This is a genomic window from Spirulina subsalsa PCC 9445, from assembly GCF_000314005.1.
Classification (GTDB): Bacteria; Cyanobacteriota; Cyanobacteriia; order Cyanobacteriales; family Spirulinaceae; genus Spirulina_A; species Spirulina_A subsalsa.
Genome location: NZ_JH980292.1, coordinates 1,551,863 through 1,574,123, shown reverse-complemented (window position 1 = coordinate 1,574,123; position 22,261 = coordinate 1,551,863). Strand labels below are relative to the sequence as shown.

Here is a 22,261-nt window from a genome sequence, read left to right as displayed (position 1 = left end):
ATCGCGACCAACTCAGACTGAGCGCAGCGAATCCTTATAATTCAGCTTGGTTCTCGATACAACGCTTTAAGTGTTCAACGCTAACACCGCCACAACTGGCAACAAAAGAAGCGCCAGTCCAAAAGAGAGGCTGACCATAGAAATATTTCTCAGAAATTTGGAGGAATCCGTCCCCTAATACCTCCCCTAAACCAACCCCAGCAAGAAACCGGGTTGCGTTCATCCTCTCATAACTGCCTCCAACCCTTGTTAAAAACCCGGTTTCTGACCAAACCACTGAACAATAAAATCCTTAACCTGTTCCTGATTAAAGTCAAGAGTGCGATAGGTTTCAAACTCAGGCAACCCATTAGGATTAGCTTCCCAAATATTGAGACGACAGGTTAAAACAACTCGCGCTTTTTTAACCCATCCAGTCAAAAATTTGTTAATATTACTGAGGGGAGAAACTTCAGTTTTCATCTCATCCACTCCATCCAACAATAACCACACTCTATCACTACTAAATAAGTCAACTAGAGCTTGTTTTTGCTGTTCTGTTGGCTCTAAAACCTTCAAAGTATCTTTAAGCCATTTTGTCAATAAATACTCCTCAAGAGTTAATCCCCCTAAATTTTCTAAAGGAATCCAAATCACACAAAAATCCTGTTTTATTTCCTGACTAATTCTATCTAACCAAGTTGTTTTACCTGCCCCCGGTTCTCCTACAATTGCCAAATTATTACTCGTTTTCCTAATAATCTCATCTAAAAACTCTTGATATTCATAGCTTTTTTCAATTTCTGTCTTATCTGGCAATTGACCTTGCTGCATCACTGAGTCTGTATTCTCTGCGTCAGAATTACATCGGGATGTTGTTTCGGACTTAACTAATCCTAAAGGTACATCAATATTAACTTCATGCCCCATTCCTCGTCCTGTCGCTTGATGTCTCTTGGGTAGCTCATTCAGAATATCTATACAAATCTTTTGCCAGTCAATTGATTTTTCTAGAACTATAGATGAATTATGGCTTTTTTCCCATTCTGTAAACTTAATCTGCCATAACCAACGGTGAGCTTTTTCCCAAGGACTTTCACCTTTTTTGCTTCTTCCTCGCTTATTGTTTTCTGGGATATCACAGCCTTCTTTTTGTAAAACAGGGTAAATATTATTTTTTAACTCATCTAGAAGCTTTTGTTCTTTTTCAACTGGATCTCTTGTCCAATCAATTCGCAATTCTGTATGAGGTTTAACCGCATTTTCATGGGCAAAGCGAACTAAAAAGGCTTTTCGGGTGTCGCCATAAAAACCATATTTGTTGGCTAATTCTTCTAAAAACTGGCTGTAAATTTGTGGGTTACTCATCTCACCTAAAATCTAGTCCTTTTATTCTAGTGTAAAACATTTACCCAAAAAACAATAGATTGTAACTAATTGTTTTGTATTTTTTGCTTGACCCATTTGTTGGGTTACGCTATCGCTTCACCCAACCTACAAATAGAGATTTTCTATTTGATTATATTTTAATTCTATTTTTCGCTAATTTATTCTCTATTTAGCTTCTTTTAGTTTGAAATCATCCACTTTAAAAGTGATTTCAAACATGGAAATTAAAATGAATAAAAAAGCAAAAAAACAACTCAAAAAGTTGCCCGAAGCTTTACAAAAGCGTCTGGAGAGTCGCCTAAAAGAGTTAGCCGAAACCGTCAATTTATCCAATGTTAAAGCCCTTAAAGGGGTGAAAGGATTGTTTAGACTGCGTGTAGGAGATTACCGCGTGATCTACGAACTGCAAGGTAATCAGGAGGGAATTTTGGTGTTGGAACTTGGACACCGACGGGAGATTTACCGATAAAAAATGGGTCTTAGCTTATCAAGGAAGAATGCACAACCTTGACACTCTTCCTTGTGGCTATCCGTCCCCTCACTCCGACTCAGTAGCGTTTTCCAGATTGTCCCGAAGTGCTTGCACTTGCTCAACAGAAAGTTTGCTCAAATCGGCAACCTGTTCTACACTCATGCCACACTCCAGTAAATGGATGGCTATTTCCTGCCTCCCTTGCTGAATCCCTTGCTCCCTTCCTTCTCGGATTAGGTCTTGATAGATCACAGATTCTTTCATATATTAGCCCAGCCAAGATGGAAGTAGAAGAGGCAATGTCTGCCCGGATTCGACGGTTGGGGAGTTCCTCAATTCTGCGGGCAACGTCTCGCAGTACGTCGGCTTTGTCCTCGTTTTGGCTTAGAATTGCAAAGGGTAATAAACCCGGTTGGTTGAAGAATAGTTCTGTGGAATGTGTTAGTTTTCTGGCTCCCCAAAAACTTGTAACTCTCGTGGCATTAGTTTTTTTATACCGTACCCTATGCAGGCCTGTGCTTTTTTGAGTCCATGGTGAGAACTGCGTTAGGATGGTGATCGGACGATGATCCACGATTTTTGAAGGCTAGTGGTCTTATGGAACAGATTACGGATCAAATGCTCAATGCCGATTTAGCGGCAACATTGGATAAGGTTTGTGAGAGTCACAGGGCGATCGCCATTACTCGGCCTGATGGTCGAGGGGTAGTAATGCTTTCACGGGAAGAGTACGAATCTTTGACGGAAACGGCCTATTTATTCCGTAGTCCCACGAATGCCCGACGATTACTCGATTCTATTGCAGAACTAGAATCAGGCGGCGGCCAAGAACGGGAGTTGATCGGGTGACGCTGATTTTTGCTGAAAATGCGTGGGCAGATTATTTATATTGGCAGGAGTGCGATCGTAAAATTCTCAAGCGTATCAATGCCCTGATCAAAGATATTCAGCGACACCCCTTTACTGGCATCGGCAAACCAGAGCCACTCAAACATGGCTTGTCTGGATATTGGTCACGGCGAATCACAGACGAGCATCGCATCGTTTACAAGGTTGAAAATAATGCGATCCAAATTGCCCAACTTCGTTATCACTACTGACGATGAATCTCTCCCCACCTGCCTGGGGCGAGGTGGGGGATTGCGTCGCTATTTTTGTTCAACTAGGCTAATCGGCTCGGCGGTTCCCCCAGTAACCAGGTGGCAATGTCTAGGGGGAATTCTTCGGCAATGTATTTGCAAATATTATCAAACATGATTCATGATAGGGATCCCGCTCTCCCATTCTATTGGCAATTCTGCCTATCAAAACACATCAATTCGCCCATCGTTGCGCAAATAAACGGCCCCTTCTCCTTCAATTTCTCCACCGGGTAAAATCTCAATGCGCAGAACTTGTTCCTCCGGTTGGAAGACATTGGCAAACAATTTTCTCCCGGTGGGTTCCCAAAAAATGAGGGAAAAGTTGCGGATGGTGTTGCCAAATAAGAGGGGAGAAATTTCACCCGGATTGAGATACATTGGGCCGGTGGCGTAGAGTTGTTCAATTTGAATGGGGATGGGGGTACGATTGATCACTTCAACGCGCACTAATTGACCGGGAATCACTTGTAGGGGGGGAGGGGGGCAACTGCTTCCGGCGGTGCAGCTTTGGGCTTGTAGGGCAGGAGAAGGGGACAAAAGGGCGATCGCACTTAACATGATCCACCCAGAACGAATTTTCCACATGACTAGACTTTCATTAAACTAGGACGGTTGGGAGCGGCAACAATTCTCCGACATCCTGATTCTGGCATAGCCCACTGATAATGACACTCTTGAGGATTCCCCCAACATAGACCCAGATAGAGTTCCGTAAAGGTGGCATCTACTTCCGCCCATTCTGCATCCTGTGCCAATTGTTCTACTAATTCCGGGGTGATGGCTTGGGGATCATGCCCTGCTAACCATAATTTTAGGCCGGGGGTGGTTTGATGCCAAAATTCTAAAACGCTGGCCTTACTTTGTAGCAGGATGTCTTTATCCTGTTCCAAAGCAATCAGTTGATTGTGTAGTTCGGGATAACGCACACTTTGCCCTTTAAAGTGACAAGTTCGCCAGACTAAACCGGATACTTGCTGGTCTTTTTGGTACTGGTGAACTTGCTCACGAAATTCTCGATAGGCGTAGACTTTGCCGATTTTGTGACTTCCGAGGAGGGGGGCGAGGACGGGATCATTAAACCGTTGTTCGGCGGATAATAATACCCGTTCCCCTTGCCAACTGGCGCGGAGTTCTTGCTCCAGAATCTCGATCAGTTGCTCCGTTGTATAGGTCATGATTCGTTGCCACAGTCTGGTGTTTTAGCCTATCGTCGCCCCTGTGGGAAGGACAAGGGCGCGGGCTTGTGCTGTCATGATAACGCCAATTTTTATAAACGAATCTGGGTGATGGCAATATTGCCCCCAAAACACACATCTACATCGCTGCCGGGGGTGCGATCGCGCTCTTCATAGACCCCCTCGTAGTGATACAACTCCCCCTCTATACGATAGTTCAAGGGCAAGGGATCGGTACTAGGTTCACAGAACACCAGTTCCGGTTCCGGGGAGCCGGGGGGCAGGTGGGGGAGGTTGACATTCCAAAAACTTTTAGGGGGTAAGGGTAAGTTCATCAATTTGTCAAGTACCCTAGCGGCTCTTTGGGTGGTAATGTCCCAGTCAATCACCAAGGGGCGCTTAATCCAGTGGGAGATGGCAATGGCGGGGATATTGTGGATGGCGGCTTCTCGCACGGCGGCCACGGTGCCGGAGATGTAGACATCTATGCCCAAATTTCCCCCGGCATTAATCCCGGAGAGAACCCAATCAATCTCGCTGCCGTAGTGGGACAGAGCCACGCGGGTACAATCGGCAGGGGTTCCGGCGATCGCATATTCGGTTTCAGAGCGCCGTTCCACCTGCAAGGGATCCCCCGTCGTCACCTGATGCCCACAGCCCGATAATTGACCTTGAGGGGCGAAAATCAGGGCATCTTGGGCGATGGCTTGCTCTAGCGCCCGAATCCCCGGCGCATCAATTCCATCATCGTTGGTTAAAATCAGAACCATAATTTTAGTTAAATTTTTCGTTGCCAAAACTGTAACCTGAGACACAACCGCGTCAGGATTTTCTAGCATGGAAACAATATCATGAGGAGTTGATTCCCGCTATGAAATCTTTACCATCTGCCCTGCTACCCGTCCAACATCCCTCACGCTGGTTAGCCCTCAGTTTAGCCCTCGTTGCCCTCACTCTGCCCATGAGCGCCCGCGCCCAAGAACGCCTATTACGCACCCTCACGGTCACGGGACAAGGCCGGGAGAGTATCGCCGCCACCCTAGCGGATGTGACGCTGGGGGTGGAAGTGCGAGAAAGTAGCGCCACCGCAGTACAGGCGGAAGTCGCTCGCCGGATGAATGGGGTGGTGAATGTATTGCGATCGCGCAATGTGGAACAACTCCAAACTACAGGCATTTCTCTACAGCCGAACTACGAATATCACAACAATCAACAGCGACTCGTCGGCTATATTGGCACCAGCACCGTCAGTTATCGCACCCCCAGCAACGAGGCCGGAGCCGTCATTGATGCGGCCATCCAAGCCGGAGCCACCCGCATTGATGGCATTCGTTTAACCGCCAGCGACAGTGCCATTTCCGCCGCCCAAAAGGTCGCCCTACAAGCCGCAACCCAAGACGCCAAAGCTCAAGCCGATGCTGTCCTTGCCACCTTAAACCTCACCCGGCAGGAAATTATTAGCATTTCCATCAATAGCGCCACCCCACCCAGCCCCCGCCCCCTGATGCAGCGCGCTGAAGCGATGACCGCAGATGCTACGCCGATTATTGGGGGAGAACAGGACGTGCAGGCCTCTGTGACGCTGGAGATTCGCTATTAAAATTCCGCGTCATTGTAGGTGTTTTGGTTAGCATAGGCTTCATTATCCCGTTTGGAGCCTAACAAATCCAGACGCTCCACGCGAATCACAGGTTTAGAGCGATTGGCTCCGGTATTGCGATCGCTCCACGTTTCAATCGTCAGGGAGCCTTGAATCCCAATTAAGCTCCCCTTTTTCACATAATTAGCGGCAATTTCTGCCGTTTTACCCCAAATCTTTAAATTAAACCAATCGGGCTTATCATCCCGTTTCATCCGGTTAACTGCCAAAGTCAACTCACACAATACCGATCCAGACTCAAAATAACGCACTTCGGGATCTCCCCCAGCACGCCCCACTAAATTCACTACATTTAAACTGGTCATCCTTAAATATCTTCTTTCTCTAAGTAGTACATCCATTTTGCCATTTCCGCACCCGAAAATCAACTGTATTTAGGGCTTGTAGAATCAGGGAACAGGGGAGAGGGAGAATTGAGAATTATTCCCTCTTGCATGAGTGCCTATTCCCCTGTTGAGTCTAGCGTTCGTTTCGTCCCCACTCCAGCCCGTTAGCGCATAGTGACAAACTCTTCCGCCGAACTGGGGTGAATGCCGATCGTTGCGTCAAAGTTGGCTTTCGTCGCTCCGGTTTTGAGGGCGATCGCAACCCCTTGAATAATTTCCGCCGCATGATCCCCGACCATGTGGGCGCCCACCACCCGATCCGTATTCGTATCCACAATTAATTTCATCATGGTTTTTTCCTCTTTTCCCGCCAGAGTGTAATACATCGGGCGGAACTTGGTGCGATAGACCTTCACCGCCTCACCATATTTTGCCCGTGCTTCCGCCTCCGTGAGTCCCACCGTGGCTGCTTCTGGGGTAGTAAATACTGCACTGGGGATGTTTTCATAACTCATCGTCCGAGACTTGCCGCCAAACATAGTATCGGCAAAAACCCGACCCTCATTAATGGCTACGGGGGTTAAATTCACCCGATCCGTACAGTCTCCAACCGCGTAGATATGGGGTTCTGCGGTTTGACTCTCTTCATTGACCGCGATCGCCCCCTGATTCACTTCAACCACCGTATTTTCCAACCCCAAATTCTGGATATTGGGAATCCGTCCCGTTGCCGACAAACCCACTACATCCGTCTCGACCAACTCCTCCCCATTAGGGCCCTTCAGCGTCACCCTTAACCCCTCAGCCGTCCGTTCAATCGCCACCGGATTGGTCTGAGTTAAAATCCGAATACCATGTTGAACCATAGCCTCCTGAATCGTCGTGCGCAAGTCATCATCAAACCCCCGCAGGATCTTGTCCTTGCGAATAACCTGCGTCACCTCAGTTCCCAAACCATGCAGCACACAGGCAAACTCACAGCCAATATAGCCCCCACCAATAATTAACATCCGTTTCGGTTGCTCCGACAACAGGAAAATTTCATTAGAGGTAATCGTGTGTTCAATACCCGGAATATTCGGTTTAACAGGTTTTCCCCCCACCGCAATTAAAATTCTTTCGGCCGTGATCTTCTCCTCTCCCACTTGTAGAGTGTGGGAGTCAATAAACGTCGCCCGGTGGCGGAACACCGTCACCTTAGAATTATCTAACATCCGTTGATAAATCCCATTCAGTCGTGTCACCTCATCATTCACGACCCGAATCATCTTAGACCAGTCTAGATGACTTTCTACCGCGCTCCAGCCGTAGCCTTGGGCATCTTCAAACTGATCGGGGAAGCGAGAAGCATAGACCATGAGTTTTTTCGGAACACACCCACGATTCACACAAGTTCCCCCCAAGCGATCATCTTCGGCTACAGCCACCTTCGCCCCATATTCAGCCGCTCGTCTCGCGGTAGCAATCCCCCCAGAACCTGCACCAATAACAAATAGATCATAGTCGTAGCTCATGGTATTACCCTCTCATAACTGGTTGACTCTTTACTCCTTGACATCCTCTCCGACCTAAAGGCGCGGAGATTCCCAGACCTCACGATCACGGGTGCAGCCCAATGTTCTCCGCAGCAAGTCCTCTTGCTCTGGAGTGGGGTAGAATCGATATCGGAACGCCTTCTGAGTCATGTTCACATTCTAACAGGCCAAATGCCAAGCCGTCCTAAAAGGACGGGGTTTCAAACCCAGGAGCGCTGATGATACGTTGACCTGTACTTGTAGGGAAAATCCCCGTGAGGAGAGCTTAATTTAATCGCAGATTAGGGCAATGCGCTACAATACCAAACCAAGTAATGTGTTCAGATCATAAAGTTCACCAAAAAAACAGATCACATTAACAGGGGGTGTCTTCATGAACCTATTCAAATCATTATTAACTCAAAAAAAAAGTTTATTTTTCCTTCTACTCAACTCCAGTATAATCCCTTATTTTTTCTGGTCAAATCTCCCCCTTTATGCTCAATCCATTACCTCCTCAGATGATGGCACCGGAACAATCATTAAATCCCAGAATAATACTTACCTCATCCAAGGGGGAACAACCGTAGAATCTAATCTATTCCATAGCTTTCAAGACTTTAACCTACCCCCCAATCACATCGCCCATTTTCTCTCCCAACCCCATATAAAAAACATCTTAGGTCGAGTAACCGGAGGTAATTTATCCCTCATTGAAGGCTTAATTCAACTCACCGGAGGCTCTAGTAATCTGTATCTAATGAATCCCGCAGGCTGGCTTTTTACCCCAGAAGCCAGCCTCAATATTCCTGCCAGTTTTCTCGTAACCACTGCCTCCCATATCGCCTTTCCACAGGGCTTATTCAATGCCTTTGAAGTGAATCATTATCCTGACCTAACCGGAAACCCCATCGGCTTAATTTTCCCAGTCCAATCATCAGGAACAATCCTCAATAGTGCTGATTTAAGCGTCAATCCGGGTCAAAGTTTACACCTAATTGGTAACAGCGTTATTAGTACCGGAACCCTGCACGCCCCCAATGGCAATATTACCATCACCGCCATTCCTGAACGCAACGAAATTGAAATTTCTCAAGACGGTTCACTGTTAAGCTTAGTCTTTCCCGCCAGCGCTTTTCAAGAGGATTATTATCCCGTCACTCCCTTTCAAGCCGTAGATATTCCTCGTTATCTCACCGGGAACCCAGAACGACAAGCCCAAACCAAAACCCAAGTTGATTCCTCGGGAAACATACAAGTAAATGGCAGTAATATTGCCCTTGCTTTAACTCCCGGAACAGCCATAGTTTCAGGCAAAATAGATGTTTCCCATGATTTATCTTTTACCCAACAAAATATTACAATCTTAGGACAAAATATTGCCTTAATTGATGCCCAAATTAACGCATCAGCCAGAACAGGAGGCGGCAATATTTACATCGGGGGAGAGATTCAAGGTCAAGGAAATTTATTCACCGCACAACATACTATTATTACTCCTGAAACTCTTATTCAAGCCAATGCCATTCAACAAGGCAATGGGGGAAAGGTAATTATTTGGGCTGATGAAACTACCCAATTTCACGGCAAAATTGAAAGTCAGGGAGGACAACAACAAGGGGACGGGGGATGGGTTGAAGTTTCGGGTCAACAAATCCTAGATTTTCAAGGACAAGTAGATACAACCGCCCGAGATGGACAACCGGGCACCTTATTCCTCGACCCCGTAGACTTAGAAATTGTCGCTACCCGAGGCAATACAACCAGCACCGTTTTAAGCTTTACTGACTTACCTCAACTCTCCCGTTTAGAGGCTTCTATTCTCAATCAAGCCACCTCTAATATTATTTTAGAAGCCACCAATACTATTACGTTTAATGCTCCCGTTAACTTAATTAATCCCAATGTAGGCTTAAAGGCCTTAGCTCATCAAGGAATTATAGTAAATGCCGATATTACAACCCAAAATGGAGCAGTGTTTTTAGATGCCAATAGTGATAATTTAGGCGGAGGAGAATTGCTCATGCAAAATGCCGCAATTCGCACAGGAAGCGGTGATATTACCCTTAAAGGAACGGGACTCCCCGGCAGCGCTCCGGGTGGCACAGGTGGCACAGGAATCACCCTCAATCAAAGTCATTTAATCACCAACCAAGGCCATATTTCCCTGATGGGGGTAGGGGGTGAGGGAGGACAAGGCTTGAATCAGCCGGATGGGGGGATGGGGGGGAAAAATGAACAAGGAGGGGCGGCCGGACTTCCGGGGGGGGCCGGGGGTGCGGGTGGGGTGGGAATTGCCCTGATGAATAGTTCCCTTGTCTCCACAAGTGGCTTAGTGCAGTTAACGGGAATCGGTGGGAATGGAGGCCAAGGCGGTCAGGGCGGCGGAGGTGGGGGTGGGGGGAGTAATCCCAACACAGTGGCCCTGAGTGGCGGTGAGGGGGGTTTTGCTGGAGGTCGCGGGGGGCGAGGAAGTGCCAACACGAATCAAGGCCTAGGAGGCGGTTTCGCGGGAGATGTAGGGGGAGGACATGGAGGCGGCGGGTCGGGGGTCAACCGTGCCGGAGGGGGCGGCGGGGGCGGCGGTTTTGGGGGCATGGGCGGTTTAGGCGCGGTGGGGGATGGAATGCCCGTTCTGGGGACTGCTGGCGGCGCTGGCGGGGCTGGTGGTGGTGGGGGTGCAACGGCGACTAATGGCGGCGGGGGCGGTGGTGATGCCGGACGAGGGGGCGGCGCTGGGGGGGTTAATCTGTTTGGTAGCGGGGGCAGTGGGGGCAATGGGGGCGGCCTTGGGGGTGATGGCGGAACGGCCAATGGGCATGGGGGAGATGGGGGAACGGGAAGCGGTCAAGGCGGGGCTGGCACGGGGGGCGGTCGGGATGGAGAGGATGGCTTGATTAATGGGGATGGCGGGAGTAGTGGGTTAGTGGGCTTAAATTCCGGCGGTGGCGGCGGCGGTGCGGGGGGTCGCGGGGGTGATGGGGGTGTTGGTGGCGTGGGGATTGTGCTGTCTGGGGCAGAAATCAAAACAGCCCCGGGGGGGCTGCGGTTAGTGGGTACGGGGGGACAAGGGGGCCAGGGTGGCACTGGGGGCGGTGGCGGCGGCGGGGGTCGCGGTGTGGGGGGGGTGGCGGCGGTGCCGGGGGCGCTGGGGGGCGCGGTGGTGCTGGGGGGCTAGGGGTTTGGGTAGAACCGGGTCGGGTTTTTCAGGCGGCACAAGGGGGGTCTAGTGCGTCTCGACCTCGGGGGGCTGGCGTGAGTTCTGGTCTGGTTGTTCGGGGTGGGGTTGAGGTGCGTGAGGTTGTGACGGGTGGCGGGGATGGTTGGGGGATGGGTGAGGGTGCAGGGGTTGAGGTTAATCCGGTGGGTTCTTCTGTTCTCCCTTTGGGGGTGACTACTTCTCGGGTGGATTGGGAGGAGGAGGAGGAGGGACTGTTGTATTGTTGGATGGCTCCACGGGGGGGGTTAGAGGATGGGGATTTAGGAGAGGCTTTAGAGTTTTCGGCTTGGGGGATTCCGCTTTGTGTACCGAGTCAAGATTAGCTCGGGCTGGAGATAGGCTTGTAGAACAGTCTAGTTCAGATACAATTGAGAACATTCTGGGAAATCTGGGCTTTTTTTTTCATGGCTAGTGCAAGCAGTATTTTTACTATACAATTGAAGTATATTGTTATTACACACAGGATATGAACTCACTATGTCCAGAACCAAACCCCCTTCAAATAAAGTCCTGACAATCCGCTTGCCCGAAGGGGATTTGTCGCACTTAGAAGAATATTGTTTATCTAAGGGGAAAACCAAAACTGAGGTCATCTTAGAGATGATCCGTCGGCTGAAGATTCCCGCCCGCACAATGTAGTAATTCTGCGCAGTTATTCTAGGGTCTGCTGAATAACACGCCTACGCTAGACTCAACAAGGGAACAGGGAACAGATCATCTAAAACTGGCACGATTGCCTATTCCCGACTCCCGACTCCCCAACTCTCGGACTTATTCAGCAAGCCCTATTCTACTCTAGGGTGCATAGATTTGACCAGAGTAACGGTTTTGATTGTCCCTTCAAATTCCCGATGACGACGGCAATACACTAACCCAATCTTTCCCGGTATTTTGAGATAGTCCCCTTCAAACTTAACGTTGGCCGGATAACTCAGAGTCTGCCGACCATGCTTTGACTTGAAACGGGGTAACTGCGCCCGTTTCTCAAAGAAGTTGAGGAAGGGGAATTCCGCAACATTTTTGTTAAAGGCGATCGCCTGTTTCCGCATCAAACCAGTGCAGACTGGAGAAGGGAACCACCAATTTAGTATAGTCAGGGTTCCAGGTTTGATCCGGTGGAATTAAAGCCCGAATGACATCTTGAGAATCCTCCACGCGCAAACTGACTAAGGTTTCTCGGCCAAAGTTTTCCGAGAGAAAGACCTTTCCAGCAATCACTAACTCTTGCTCCGAAACCTCAGACCCTTTGACAGATAACGCTTCGGGACGAATGCCTAAATCAATTAATTTGGGGACTTGGGCTAAGGGGGGTAAGGGAATCTCACAATTACCCAATTTCGCCACCTTGCCCTGACAGTCTAGGGTTAACAGATTCATCTGGGGACTGCCCACAAAGCCTGCGACAAATTTATTAGCCGGATGGGTATAGATGCGACTGGGGGGGTCTAATTGTTGGACCAAACCCTCCAATAATACCGCCACCTTGCTGGAAAGGGTCATGGCCTCAATTTGGTCGTGGGTCACATAGACGACGGGGCGATTTTGGGACTCAAACAACTGTTTTAATTCCCCTCGCACCTGTTCCCGTAACAAAGCATCTAAATTACTCAAGGGTTCATCTAATAAAAATACATCGGGTTTGCGCACCAGCGCCCGGGCTAAGGCCACCCGTTGCCGTTGCCCCCCGGAGAGACTGCGGGGTTTTCGCCCCAGTAGGTGGGAAATGTCCAACTTATCGGCTACGGTGCGCACCCGTTGGGTAATTTCGGCCGGGGGGACTTGACGCAACTTGAGGGAGGTTGAGATATTATCGGCTACGGTCATGTGGGGATAGAGGGCGTAACTTTGGAAAACCATCGCCATATTGCGATCGCCCGGATTCACCGCATTTAGATTCTTCTCCCCCACCCAAACCGTACCAGCCGTCGGTTGTTCCAATCCGGCAATCAAGCGTAACAGCGTGGATTTACCACACCCCGACGGCCCCAACAGCGTGAGAAACTCCCCATCTTCCACCGTGAGACTAATATTTTTCACCGGAACCACCTCCGGCGTGAATTGTTTGCGTAATTCTTTTAAAGTTAAAGTTGCCATTTTTGCTTGATTTCGTAATCGTTAGTTTTGCGGTTTTTTCGTACTAAAAGACCTAGCCCTTAACAGCCCCAGCCGTAATCCCTTGGACAATCCGACGCTGGAAGAATAACACCAACACCAGCAACGGTAACGTTCCTACCACCGTCGCCGCCGCAATGGGGCCGTAGGGGATTTCATAGAGGGAAGATCCGCCAATTTGTGCCACAGCTACCGGAATGGTTTTCATAGCATCTCGGGTCACAAATGTTAGGGCAAAAATAAACTCATTCCACGCAAAAATAAAGGCTAAAATTCCCGTTGTCACTAATGCCGGAATGGTCAAAGGAATCATGATTTTTAACAACATTTGCACCGTACTATAACCATCCATTTTGGCAGAATCTTCTAAATCCCTTGGCAGTTGTTGGAAAAAGCTGCGTAGTACCAAAATCGTCAACGGTAAATTAATCGCGCTATACGGCACAATCAAGGCCAGATAATTATTCCCTAAGCCCACAAATCTGACAATTTCCAACAGTCCTAAAAATAACAACACATAGGGAAACAAACTGACAATTAAAATCCCCCCTAAAATAAAAGACTCTCCCGGTAACTTAATCCGAGCCAAGGTATAAGCCGCAGGTGCGCCCAAGCCTAAACATAACAACGTTGAAAGCAAGGACACTAAGGCACTATTAAACACATACCGCCAAAATCCCGCCCCTAAACTGTTGTAATGATCCCACGTTAAATCACTAAAACTAGGAAAATAAATCGTAGGCAAGGCGGAAATAGCCGCATTGGTTTTAAACGAGGTGAGAACTTGCCATAGTGCCGGAGCAAGGCAAAAAACCACCATAAAAACCACCCCAACCCAGAGTAAAATACTCCGGGATGAAATCTTAAGTTTAGCGCTAGAATGGGCTTGTGACTCTTGAGCAACTGCCATGTTTATCGACCTCCTGAAACATTAATGCGCGCTTTTGAAAGCAGTAATCCGGCGAGGAAAACGGCTAAAATTAATAGGACAAAAGTCACAACCACCAAAGCCGCCCCATAACCAAAGTCTAAATACCGTCTTACTGTGGCGTAGATATAAATAGAAACCGTTTCCGTTGCCCCAGCTGGCCCCCCTCCTGTCATCACTTGTACTAAGTCGAAAATCCCGAAGGATTGGGCAAAACGGAATAATAAAGCAATCACAATCTGGGGGGTTAATAAGGGTAACGTCACCTGACGAAAACTCTGCCAAGGAGTCGCCCCATCAATAGCATGGGCTTCATATAAGTCTTCGGGAATGGACTGTAAGCCTGCTAATAAGAGAATGGCAATAAAGGGCGTTGTTTTCCACACATCGGCCACAATTAAGGCTAACATAGCCCGGGTGGGATCTCCTAACCAAGTGATGTTAGTTTCCCAGAAGGGAAAGCGGGCTAAAATGTCATTGACTACCCCATATTGATCATTAAAAATCCACGCCCACGCTAAACCCATGACGGCGGTAGGTAAGGCCCAAGGTAAGAGGGCAGAGGTGCGAACTAAACCTCGGCCGCGAAAGCTTTGATTGAGAATCAGAGCAAACACCATCCCTAACACTAATTCACAGAGAATACTAACGCTTGTAAAGACGCTGGTATTCCATAAACTCTCCCAAAAGCGACCATCTTCGATTAAGCGGTGATAGTTACTCAGACCGGAAAAAACGGGCTTTAATTGAGTGCCTAAGTTTTCAGTAAATAAGCTGAGGAAAAAAGCCCGCCCAATGGGATAGGCAAAGACAAATAACAGCAGGAGTAAGGCGGGGGTTAATAATAACCACCCGATGCGTTGTTCTCGTTGGCGAATTACATCTTGAGTCATTTTTCAGGAAGTTGAAACTGAATTTGAATGTTGGGACATGGCACAGATTAAGTTGTACCTAATACGTTGCGCGTCTCTCGCGCTGCGGCCTCCATGGCGGCTTCGGGAGTCATTCGCCGGGTAATGGCGGCGCTGAGATAACGCTGTAAAATGTCCGAGGCTTGGGCATATTGGGCGATGGGGGGGCGCAAAACGGAATTTTCGACGACTTCTAACAGTTGAGGATAGTAGTCATAGGCGGCCACAATATCGGGATCGTTAAAGAGGGAACGCCGACTGGGAACATAGCGGGTGTCGAGAATAAATTGTTTCTGCACTTCTCGACTGGTGATAAATTCAATGACGCGCCATGCTTCGTCAGGGTGGGGGGTGGTTGCAGAGATGCCTAAGCCCCAGCCCCCTTGACAAGCGCCGCTTTCTTCGCCCGGAAGGTGTACCATGGGCTGAATGGCGAATTTATCGGCAATGGGGGAGTCGGCGGCTAATCCGGCGACATAGGGCCAGTTGCGTAAAAATAGGGTGTTGCCGTTTTGGAAGAGACGGCGGGTTTCTTCTTCGGCGTAGGTGGTGACACCGGGGGGGGAAATGCCTTTGTCTATGGTACTGCGCAGGAATTCTACGGCGGCGATCGCATTGGGTTGATCTAAGCCGACTTCTAGGGTATCAGGATCCACCCAAAACGCCCCATGTCCCCGCAAAATTTCCACAAACATGGCCGCTAATCCTTCGTACTGTTGCCCCTGCCACAAGTACCCCCACTGGGCTAAACCTTGTTCTTGCACGGATTGGGAAATCTGGATTAAGTCGTCAAAGGTGCGGGGGGGATCATACCCGGCTTGGGCGAGTAAGTCGGTGCGGTAGTATAACATCCCGCCATCGGAACGGAAGGGGATGCGATATAAACCCTCTTGATAACGCCCTCCAGCTAAGTCTCCGGCGAGGAAATCGGCCTCATCTTCTGGGGAAAGGCGATCGCTTAAATCCATCAACCAACCAGCCGCCGCAAATTTGGGCACCCAAACAATATCTAAATACACCAAATCATAGGGCGAATCCCCCAACAAAAAGGCCGAGGTGTAAAGATCCTCTACTAAATTAGTGGCATTGGGCGCTTCGACTAACTCTAAATCAATATCTGGATTCGCGTCCTCAAAGGCTGCCTCCATGTCTTGCCACTGATTCGCCTCTAGCGCCTGCATCATCACCTGAATTTTCACCGGAGACTGAGTAAAACCCGGCACCAGCAGCCATTGCAACAAGACCAAAGTCCCCACAATCCAAGCCCCAAACTTGAACCATCGGACTTTAACCCCTCGGGAATGCCAGATCCTCAAAACCGGAAAAAGCGACCAGAGTTTCTCCCGCCCTTTTTCTGTCCAGTTTTGATAAAACTCCCCCCACCTTTGCCAAAGAGGAATCTTTATCCAAGCACTCCAAAACTCAGATAATCGAGAATTATTAGATCGAGAATTATTAGATCGAGACATAGGGCAATGATCAGCAATGGGACTTGTCAGGACTGATCACAACTCCACTCACCCCGCTATTAATCTAGAGCGGACATCATCGGGATTCGCAGTCACGGAAACCAGAAGCTTGAACTAAAACCTAAATCCCTGCAATTTAGAATCCTTGCAATGAACTCAACCCTTAGCTCGAACACCGCTCAAACTGAGAGATAAATCTACGAGATAAATCTAAATAACTCCCACCTTCACAAACTGCTCTAACTAGCGTGGAGTCTGTAATCAGCAAATTTTTTTAGGTAAATTTTTACCTTACATTATAAATAACATTACAATATTTTTTCTGATTTGTCAATGCTTATGTTTGCATATTGTCTATACAGGTGTTCTGTGAAACTCCCTATAAATCAGGTACTACCAAGTTTTCAGCACTGATCCGACCGGGTAAAAACACAAAAAGTAATATTAAGAAATGTTTTGATACCCTGTAGCACAAGACGCGTGAACACTCACAAAGTCGAGAGTCGCCTGATTCTCAAGCTCCGGCAGAATTGCAAAATTTTGTTAACTATGTTAGACTGATCTGGGACTGCTCAGTTTAAATCCGAGTAAATTGATGAATTGAGTTAATAGAATCTGGTAAATTGCGGAATAATAACTTGCACAGTAATTAATGGACTATTTAGTTAACTGAAATGGTTCAGTTTATGGACTTTTCCCCAAGTCAATCACTCTTTTTAACTAGCTCATTGAAACTAGCTCTAATCTAGATTGAATTGTAATCTAGATTTCATCAGGAGATTTTCACCGATTCAACGTTCATCGGTTGCCAGCGATCTTAACCAGTTTAGCATCTGTCTAGGAGGACAATTCAAACATGGCCAAAGTTGCTACAGATAACATTAAAGCCTACCTGCAAGAAATTGGGCGGACTCCTTTGCTTAGTCGCGCCGAAGAAGTGGAATTAGCAACAAAAGTCCAGGCAATGTTACCATTACTGGAGAAGACAGAGCGAACAGCACAGGAAGAAAAAATTGTCCAACAAGGGCAATATGCACGCCAAAAAATGGCTCAAGCTAACCTAAGATTAGTGGTATCTATTGCTAAAAAATATCAGCATCGTGGGTTATCTTTACTGGATTTAATCCAAGAAGGAAGTTTAGGTCTTATGCGGGGGATTGAGAAATTTGATCCGACCCGAGGTTATAAATTTTCCACCTATGCTTATTGGTGGGTGCGTCAGGCGATTACCCGTGCCATAGCTGAACAAAGCCGAACCATTCGCCTCCCGATTCATATTACCGAACAGGTCAATCAAATCAAGCGGATTACCCGTCAACTTTCCCAAGAATTAGGGAGAAAACCCACCGAGGAAGAGATTGCCACCGAATTAGAAGTTGATATTTTTAAGTTGCGGCAGATTTGCCAAGCCGTTTACCGAACAAATCCTAAAAGTTTGAATGTCACGGTGAAGGATGACGACCAAACGGAATTAGGGCAATTATTAGCCGACGATTCAATTTCTCCGAGTGAGTTCGCCAGTCATCAAGAGTTACAAAGTCATGTGCAAGATTTATTAGACAGTTTACCTGCTCGACAACGAGAGATTATTAGTTTACGTTTTGGTTTCCAAGGGGGCAAAAAGATGAGTTTTAAGGAAATTGGGAATCATTGCGGCATGAGTCATGAACGAGTGCGGCAATTGCAAAATAAGGCCTTGCGAACTCTCAAGCGTAATGCCTTCCGTTTGCGGGAAGTTGCGGGTTAATTTTCCGCTAGGATAGGAGGTGCTTCCTAGTAACAGAAAATTTACTCAAACTTACACGAAAACCAAAAACCTGTTTCCTTTTTTTGTGATTTCCATTATGCACGCCCTGTCTATTCCCACTTGGATCATTCATGTGTCGAGTGTTGTTGAGTGGATTGCTGCGATTTGGTTGATTTGGACTTATAGTGAGGTGACAGGCGATCGCACTTGGCGCAGTTTATCTTGGGCAATGCTCCCCGCCCTCATCAGTGCCATGTGTGCCTGTACCTGGCATTTTTTCGACAATCTCCCCAGCTTAGAATGGTTAGTCACCCTTCAAGCCAGTATGACAGTCCTCGGCAACATGACCCTCTGTTTAGCCGCTTGGTGGATTTGGCGTTCGACTCGTCCCGACAAAAGGGGCGAGAATGGCTTGTAATGCTTGTTGGAGTTCCTCTTGTTTTTGGGGAGTATCCGTTTCCAGAGAAACTCGCAGGAGAGGTTCTGTACCGGAGGGGCGCAGTAATACCCAACTGCCATCTTGTAGGTAGAATTTTAGACCATCTTGGCTGTTAATTTTAGCTAGGGGAATCCCTGCTAAATCCCTTGGGGGGGTTGCGCGCAAATTCTCTAGAAAGGGACGAATTTGAGCCATTGGCAGAGGGAAGTCTAGACGTTGATTGTAGCGTTTTCCTCCCGCTTCTGCGATCGCCTCCTGAATCAAAACCGAGAGAGGTTTTTGAGCAAAAGCGATCGCCTCCACCACCAACAAATTGGCTAAAATGCCGTCCTTTTCGGGCAAATGGCGGCCAATACTTAATCCCCCCGAGGACTCCCCCCCGATCAACACCGGAACCGTTCCCATAATTTCCCCAATATATTTAAACCCTACTGGAGTTTCATAACAATCTAGACCATAAACTTGAGCCAGTTGATCTAAAGCATGGGTGGTGTCGAGGGTGCGGACAATCGCCCCCCGTTCCCCTTTTTGGTAGAGATGGCGAGTGAGCAACAGGAGGATTTCATTGGGGGTACAGTAGTTTCCCTGTTCATCGAGAATCCCAAAGCGATCGCCATCCCCATCCGTCGCCACCCCTAAATCCGCCCCATCCCGTAATACTGCCTCTCGCAGACTCTCCAACTGTGGCGGACTAGGTTCCGGGGAGCGCCCCCCAAACAGAACATCCGGTTCAGAATGAAGGGTTTCCACCTCACACCCATAATCCCTTAAAGCCTGATCTAAATAACCTCGGGTGACAGAATAGAGCGCATCAAACTTAACCCGTAATCCCCCTTGACGAAGACGCGGCACATCCAGCAGTTCCTTTAACTGAGCTAAATAGGCGGGTTGTGGATTAAAAGAGGTAATGAGATCCCCTCTTGTCCCTTGGGGTAAGGCATCAGACACCTCAGATAAAGCATGGGCGATCGCATCGGTAATGTGAGGGGGAGCCGGTGCGCCCCAGTGGGGGATATACTTGAGGCCGCAATACATAGCCGGATTATGACTCGCCGTAAACATCAGCGCCCCTGCTGAGGGTTGAGAACGGGCATAATAAGCTAAAACCGGAGTCGGACAATCCCGATCCACTTGTCCAACCCGGCGACCCATCTCACTCAACACCTCGGCCGCCGTTTGGGCAAACGCAGCCGCCAGAAATCGGGTATCGTAGCCAATGAAGACGGGATGATCCAGAGGATAGACACTGGCCAAATAAGTGGCGATCGCCCGTGTCACCTGACAAACTCGCACAAAAGTAAAATCATCAGCAATAATCCCCCGCCATCCATCAGTGCCAAAGCAAATTCCCGGCTGATCTCCCCTGTTCATCAAGAACCTCCGAGAGTATCGTCGCTGAGTCGTTGGCCGTGAAAAACAGGGTCAAAAATCCGAAGCTGAGTCAAGCTATCTCGGACGCTGGATGGGGAGAGATGATGCGCCAATTGGACTACAAGAGCCGTTGGTCTGGTCGCATCTTTGTCCAGCTTGAGCGCTGGTTCCCTGGTTCTAAAACTTGTTCTGACTGTGGGCATAAGGTTGATAAACTTCCTTTGTCTATCCGTGAATGGGATTGTCCTGCCTGTGGGGCACACCATGACCGGGACGAGAATGCTGCAAAGAACCATTTAGCCGTTCGTGAAACGTTGCGTAGCAAAGGACTTTCGGTGTTAGCCTGTGGAGCAAACGTAAGACCCGAAAAGCAATCGCTTGGACGGCAGGTGCTACGAAGCAGGCACTCTCAGAAGTGATTCTGGGAATCCCCGTCTATGCAAGAGCGGGGAGGAGTCAAGTCCTTTCCATGTCCATCCTAGCTAACGGCTACACTCTAGGCCTCACAACCCCCTTGACGAGAAGACCCAAGACTTAACAGGTCAGCCTTGCCTATTCCCGATGCTTCAGCCTTGGGGCCAAGAGAGTGAAGCCATCCACCGTATCAATTATGACAGACTCCTCCGGTTCAAAGGTGGCGAGGGTGGGGGCATCCAGTAAAACATAATGACCAGAAGCCCAGAATTCTTGCAGTTGAGGCGGTGCAGCAGGTTGGACTGAGCGATCGCTATAATAATCCAAACTCGGGCGATGATAAGCAAAAGAGGTATACACCACCTGTTCCGGGGGCGTATTTTCCCGAATCATTGCCCCAATCCCCCTCACCGGGAACTGTTCATTCACCTCCCAGTTCCAACTCCTAGAGAGCATTAACAGACTTAACACACCATACATCCCCACAAATAACACAGGCAGAAACCGCCGATCCTGTCGCCCCATCAGCCAAGCCACCCCGCCCATCGTAACCGATAATACCCCCGCCATGAGGATTAAGGGAACTTGGGGATCAGCGAGCCAAAAGTACACCATGCCTCCCAATCCATCCACCGCCAAAAAAACTAAGAACCCCCACCAAAAGCGGGAATAACGAGGTTTTTCCTGCCAAAGTCGGGTCAGATATACCCCCACCGTCAAAGCAAAAAAAGGATAGTAGGGCAAGATATACCAAGGCAGTTTAGTTCCCATCAAGCTAATGAGTCCCAAATAGCTCACCGTTCCCACCCCCACCAACACCGCCCAAAGTTCTCGCCGTTCTTGCCAAGCTTGTTGGAGGCCACCGGGGAGAAACAGCAACCAAGGAAAACCATACTTTAATAGCTCAATGAGATAATACCAAGGCGGTCCAGAATTGCCCTCTACAGCATCTGAGAGGCGGTCTAAGTTCTGGGAGAGGATGTGAACCTCAAAAAAGACCTGACCATACTTTTGTAGCTGGGAGTCGTACCAAATGCCCGTTAGCACTAAACCTAGGACAATCCCCACCATGAGATAGGGGTTTTTCAGGGTTTCCCACTGGCGGGAGACGAGCAGAAATAGGATTAAAATGCCCCCCAAGGCGAAAACTAACACCCCTTTAGTTAGGGCAATGCAGGCCAAGAATAAGCCCACCCCCAGCGCCCAGGGTGGGGAGGAGCGCCCGCGTAACAAACAAAAGAGCGCCCCGATGAGGCAGGTATTAATCAAACCATCTAACATAACTAAACGGCCATGACGCACCACCGGGAGCAAGGTTAAATATACGGCGCCGATGAATAGACCATAAACCGGGGGTTTAAACAGTTCTCGCCCCACCCCATACAACAGAGGCACACCCAACGCTGTCACCACGGCCAAGGGGAGTCTAGTAGTCCATTCGTTAATCTGTCCCGTTAAATGATAGCCCAGGGTGATGACCCAGTAGGGTAGAGGGGGTTTGGCAAAATAGGGTTGACCAAAATTAGTTAAATGCCACCAGTTGCCTGTGCGGTAAACTTCCCGGGCTGTAAAAGCATGGTAGCCTTCATCCCAATCTCTGAAGGGAACTCCTCCGAGGTTAATTGTCCACAGACACAGTGCTGCTAGGGTGAGCCCTAGGCACCACTGCCAAGGAGAGCGAGGGAATAGTGTTTTTAAGGAGAAACCTGTCAATTTGGAAAAAAGCTTATAAATTATCAAAAAATTGGGTCTAAAACCTCGTCCTTTTCGGACGACTTTATGCTTTGTATTCTAAGATAAGGTACCTTTAAGTGGTTCATCCCATGATTGTATACGAGTTCAAGTTCAAAGAGAAAGACAAGCAATATCAAGCCCTAGATGAAGCCATTCGTACTAGCCAATTCATTCAAAACAAGTGCTTGCGCTACTGGATAGATAACCCATTGATTGCTTCAGCACTCTGCACGGGTCTAGATTGCTTGCCCTTGTTGGG

22 protein-coding genes and 6 pseudogenes are annotated in these 22,261 nt (G+C 48.4%); 11 read left to right on the top strand and 17 right to left on the bottom strand.

The features are described from left to right. Nucleotides 1-34 precede the first annotated feature (34 nt). Nucleotides 35-142: pseudogene (locus SPI9445_RS31345) on the bottom strand (IS200/IS605 family transposase); the annotation flags it as partial. A gap of 107 nt (nucleotides 143-249) precedes the next feature. Beyond that, nucleotides 250-1,347, bottom strand: coding sequence for an NACHT domain-containing protein (locus SPI9445_RS0107345; protein WP_017304093.1), 1,098 nt, complete (start codon nucleotides 1,345-1,347; stop codon nucleotides 250-252). 250 nt (nucleotides 1,348-1,597) lie between these two features. Here SPI9445_RS0107345 and SPI9445_RS0107340 point away from each other — a divergent pair, with 250 nt between their 5' ends. Then, on the top strand, nucleotides 1,598-1,837 hold the full coding sequence (locus SPI9445_RS0107340) for a type II toxin-antitoxin system RelE family toxin (protein WP_164674482.1): 240 nt from the start codon (nucleotides 1,598-1,600) through the stop codon (nucleotides 1,835-1,837). Between the two features lie 69 nt (nucleotides 1,838-1,906). Here SPI9445_RS0107340 and SPI9445_RS27415 read toward each other — a convergent pair whose 3' ends face one another. Then, nucleotides 1,907-2,104, bottom strand: coding sequence for a hypothetical protein (locus SPI9445_RS27415; RefSeq protein ID WP_017304091.1), 198 nt, complete (start codon nucleotides 2,102-2,104; stop codon nucleotides 1,907-1,909). Nucleotides 2,105-2,437: 333 nt separating this feature from the next. Here SPI9445_RS27415 and SPI9445_RS0107330 point away from each other — a divergent pair, with 333 nt between their 5' ends. Both SPI9445_RS0107330 and SPI9445_RS0107325 read left to right on the top strand, forming a co-directional pair. Continuing rightward, nucleotides 2,438-2,689, top strand: coding sequence for a type II toxin-antitoxin system Phd/YefM family antitoxin (locus SPI9445_RS0107330; RefSeq protein ID WP_017304090.1), 252 nt, complete (start codon nucleotides 2,438-2,440; stop codon nucleotides 2,687-2,689). Continuing rightward, a complete protein-coding gene (locus tag SPI9445_RS0107325; RefSeq protein ID WP_017304089.1) occupies nucleotides 2,686-2,940 on the top strand; it encodes a Txe/YoeB family addiction module toxin in 255 nt (84 codons plus the stop codon). The genes SPI9445_RS0107330 and SPI9445_RS0107325 overlap by 4 nt, the downstream gene beginning before the upstream one ends. Nucleotides 2,941-3,144: 204 nt before the next feature. Here SPI9445_RS0107325 and SPI9445_RS0107315 read toward each other — a convergent pair whose 3' ends face one another. From SPI9445_RS0107315 to surE, 3 genes are all read right to left on the bottom strand, one after another. Then, a complete protein-coding gene (locus SPI9445_RS0107315) occupies nucleotides 3,145-3,567 on the bottom strand; it encodes a hypothetical protein (protein ID WP_017304087.1) in 423 nt (140 codons plus the stop codon). 2 nt (nucleotides 3,568-3,569) lie between these two features. Then, nucleotides 3,570-4,157, bottom strand: a complete 588-nt coding sequence (locus SPI9445_RS0107310) for a hypothetical protein (protein WP_017304086.1) — start codon at nucleotides 4,155-4,157, stop codon at nucleotides 3,570-3,572. 92 nt (nucleotides 4,158-4,249) lie between these two features. Then, entirely contained in the window at nucleotides 4,250-4,927 is a 678-nt protein-coding gene (gene surE, locus SPI9445_RS0107305) for a 5'/3'-nucleotidase SurE (RefSeq protein WP_026079599.1), read from the bottom strand. Between the two features lie 101 nt (nucleotides 4,928-5,028). Here surE and SPI9445_RS0107300 point away from each other — a divergent pair, with 101 nt between their 5' ends. Next, nucleotides 5,029-5,757 carry an SIMPL domain-containing protein gene (locus tag SPI9445_RS0107300; RefSeq protein ID WP_017304084.1) on the top strand — a complete coding sequence of 243 codons (729 nt, stop codon included), beginning with the start codon at nucleotides 5,029-5,031 and terminating at the stop codon, nucleotides 5,755-5,757. Here SPI9445_RS0107300 and SPI9445_RS0107295 read toward each other — a convergent pair. From SPI9445_RS0107295 to SPI9445_RS32010, 3 genes and pseudogenes are all read right to left on the bottom strand, one after another. After that, nucleotides 5,754-6,122: a single-stranded DNA-binding protein gene (locus SPI9445_RS0107295; protein ID WP_017304083.1), complete on the bottom strand. Its 369-nt coding sequence runs from the start codon at nucleotides 6,120-6,122 to the stop codon at nucleotides 5,754-5,756. The genes SPI9445_RS0107300 and SPI9445_RS0107295 overlap by 4 nt on opposite strands. 185 nt (nucleotides 6,123-6,307) lie before the next feature. Next, nucleotides 6,308-7,657, bottom strand: a complete 1,350-nt coding sequence (gene gor, locus SPI9445_RS0107290) for a glutathione-disulfide reductase (RefSeq protein ID WP_017304082.1) — start codon at nucleotides 7,655-7,657, stop codon at nucleotides 6,308-6,310. A gap of 87 nt (nucleotides 7,658-7,744) precedes the next feature. Further along, nucleotides 7,745-7,828, bottom strand: a pseudogene (locus SPI9445_RS32010) (helix-turn-helix domain-containing protein); the annotation flags it as partial. Between the two features lie 223 nt (nucleotides 7,829-8,051). Between SPI9445_RS32010 and SPI9445_RS31600 the strand changes: the two are divergent. From SPI9445_RS31600 to SPI9445_RS30380, 3 genes are all read left to right on the top strand, one after another. Continuing rightward, complete coding sequence (locus SPI9445_RS31600; protein WP_017304081.1) at nucleotides 8,052-10,835, top strand: filamentous hemagglutinin N-terminal domain-containing protein; 2,784 nt, start codon at nucleotides 8,052-8,054, stop codon at nucleotides 10,833-10,835. A gap of 77 nt (nucleotides 10,836-10,912) precedes the next feature. Continuing rightward, the gene (locus tag SPI9445_RS29805) at nucleotides 10,913-11,200 is read left to right on the top strand and encodes a hypothetical protein (RefSeq protein ID WP_017304080.1); all 288 of its coding nucleotides are present in this window, start codon (nucleotides 10,913-10,915) and stop codon (nucleotides 11,198-11,200) included. A gap of 154 nt (nucleotides 11,201-11,354) precedes the next feature. Next, a complete protein-coding gene (locus SPI9445_RS30380; protein WP_017304079.1) occupies nucleotides 11,355-11,516 on the top strand; it encodes a hypothetical protein in 162 nt (53 codons plus the stop codon). A 167-nt stretch (nucleotides 11,517-11,683) separates the two neighbouring features. Here the strand turns inward: SPI9445_RS30380 and SPI9445_RS0107270 are convergent. From SPI9445_RS0107270 to SPI9445_RS0107250, 6 genes and pseudogenes are all read right to left on the bottom strand, one after another. Next, a pseudogene (locus SPI9445_RS0107270) lies at nucleotides 11,684-11,875 on the bottom strand (RNA-guided endonuclease TnpB family protein); the annotation flags it as partial. A gap of 25 nt (nucleotides 11,876-11,900) precedes the next feature. Then, nucleotides 11,901-12,254: a TOBE domain-containing protein gene (locus SPI9445_RS32005; RefSeq protein ID WP_420329820.1), complete on the bottom strand. Its 354-nt coding sequence runs from the start codon at nucleotides 12,252-12,254 to the stop codon at nucleotides 11,901-11,903. A 291-nt stretch (nucleotides 12,255-12,545) separates the two neighbouring features. Next, a pseudogene (locus SPI9445_RS32000) lies at nucleotides 12,546-12,869 on the bottom strand (ATP-binding cassette domain-containing protein); the annotation flags it as partial. 154 nt (nucleotides 12,870-13,023) lie between these two features. Further along, complete coding sequence (locus SPI9445_RS0107260) at nucleotides 13,024-13,899, bottom strand: carbohydrate ABC transporter permease (protein ID WP_017304076.1); 876 nt, start codon at nucleotides 13,897-13,899, stop codon at nucleotides 13,024-13,026. Between the two features lie 2 nt (nucleotides 13,900-13,901). Beyond that, nucleotides 13,902-14,810 (bottom strand): carbohydrate ABC transporter permease, encoded by a 909-nt coding sequence (locus SPI9445_RS0107255; protein ID WP_017304075.1) that lies wholly within the window; start codon nucleotides 14,808-14,810, stop codon nucleotides 13,902-13,904. 47 nt (nucleotides 14,811-14,857) lie between these two features. After that, the gene (locus SPI9445_RS0107250; protein ID WP_017304074.1) at nucleotides 14,858-16,297 is read right to left on the bottom strand and encodes an ABC transporter substrate-binding protein; all 1,440 of its coding nucleotides are present in this window, start codon (nucleotides 16,295-16,297) and stop codon (nucleotides 14,858-14,860) included. A gap of 856 nt (nucleotides 16,298-17,153) precedes the next feature. Here SPI9445_RS0107250 and SPI9445_RS0107245 point away from each other — a divergent pair. Together SPI9445_RS0107245 and SPI9445_RS28300 are read left to right on the top strand one after the other, a co-directional pair. Continuing rightward, entirely contained in the window at nucleotides 17,154-18,044 is an 891-nt protein-coding gene (locus SPI9445_RS0107245) for a sigma-70 family RNA polymerase sigma factor (RefSeq protein WP_017304073.1), read from the top strand. A gap of 97 nt (nucleotides 18,045-18,141) precedes the next feature. Further along, the gene (locus SPI9445_RS28300) at nucleotides 18,142-18,462 is read left to right on the top strand and encodes a DUF2499 domain-containing protein (RefSeq protein WP_071525343.1); all 321 of its coding nucleotides are present in this window, start codon (nucleotides 18,142-18,144) and stop codon (nucleotides 18,460-18,462) included. On the opposite strand, the gene SPI9445_RS0107240 is transcribed toward SPI9445_RS28300, so the two are convergent. Then, nucleotides 18,400-19,854, bottom strand: a complete 1,455-nt coding sequence (locus SPI9445_RS0107240; protein ID WP_017304072.1) for a phosphoglucomutase/phosphomannomutase family protein — start codon at nucleotides 19,852-19,854, stop codon at nucleotides 18,400-18,402. The two genes, SPI9445_RS28300 and SPI9445_RS0107240, sit on opposite strands and share 63 nt — an antisense overlap. A 2-nt stretch (nucleotides 19,855-19,856) precedes the next feature. Here SPI9445_RS0107240 and SPI9445_RS31995 point away from each other — a divergent pair. Next, a pseudogene (locus tag SPI9445_RS31995) lies at nucleotides 19,857-20,273 on the top strand (RNA-guided endonuclease InsQ/TnpB family protein); the annotation flags it as partial. A 133-nt stretch (nucleotides 20,274-20,406) separates the two neighbouring features. On the opposite strand, the gene SPI9445_RS0107230 reads toward SPI9445_RS31995, so the two are convergent. Then, nucleotides 20,407-21,981 carry an ArnT family glycosyltransferase gene (locus tag SPI9445_RS0107230; RefSeq protein ID WP_017304070.1) on the bottom strand — a complete coding sequence of 525 codons (1,575 nt, stop codon included), beginning with the start codon at nucleotides 21,979-21,981 and terminating at the stop codon, nucleotides 20,407-20,409. Between the two features lie 110 nt (nucleotides 21,982-22,091). On the opposite strand from SPI9445_RS0107230, the pseudogene SPI9445_RS31990 reads away from it, so the two are divergent. Continuing rightward, a pseudogene (locus SPI9445_RS31990) lies at nucleotides 22,092-22,208 on the top strand (transposase); the annotation flags it as partial. Nucleotides 22,209-22,261 lie beyond the last annotated feature (53 nt).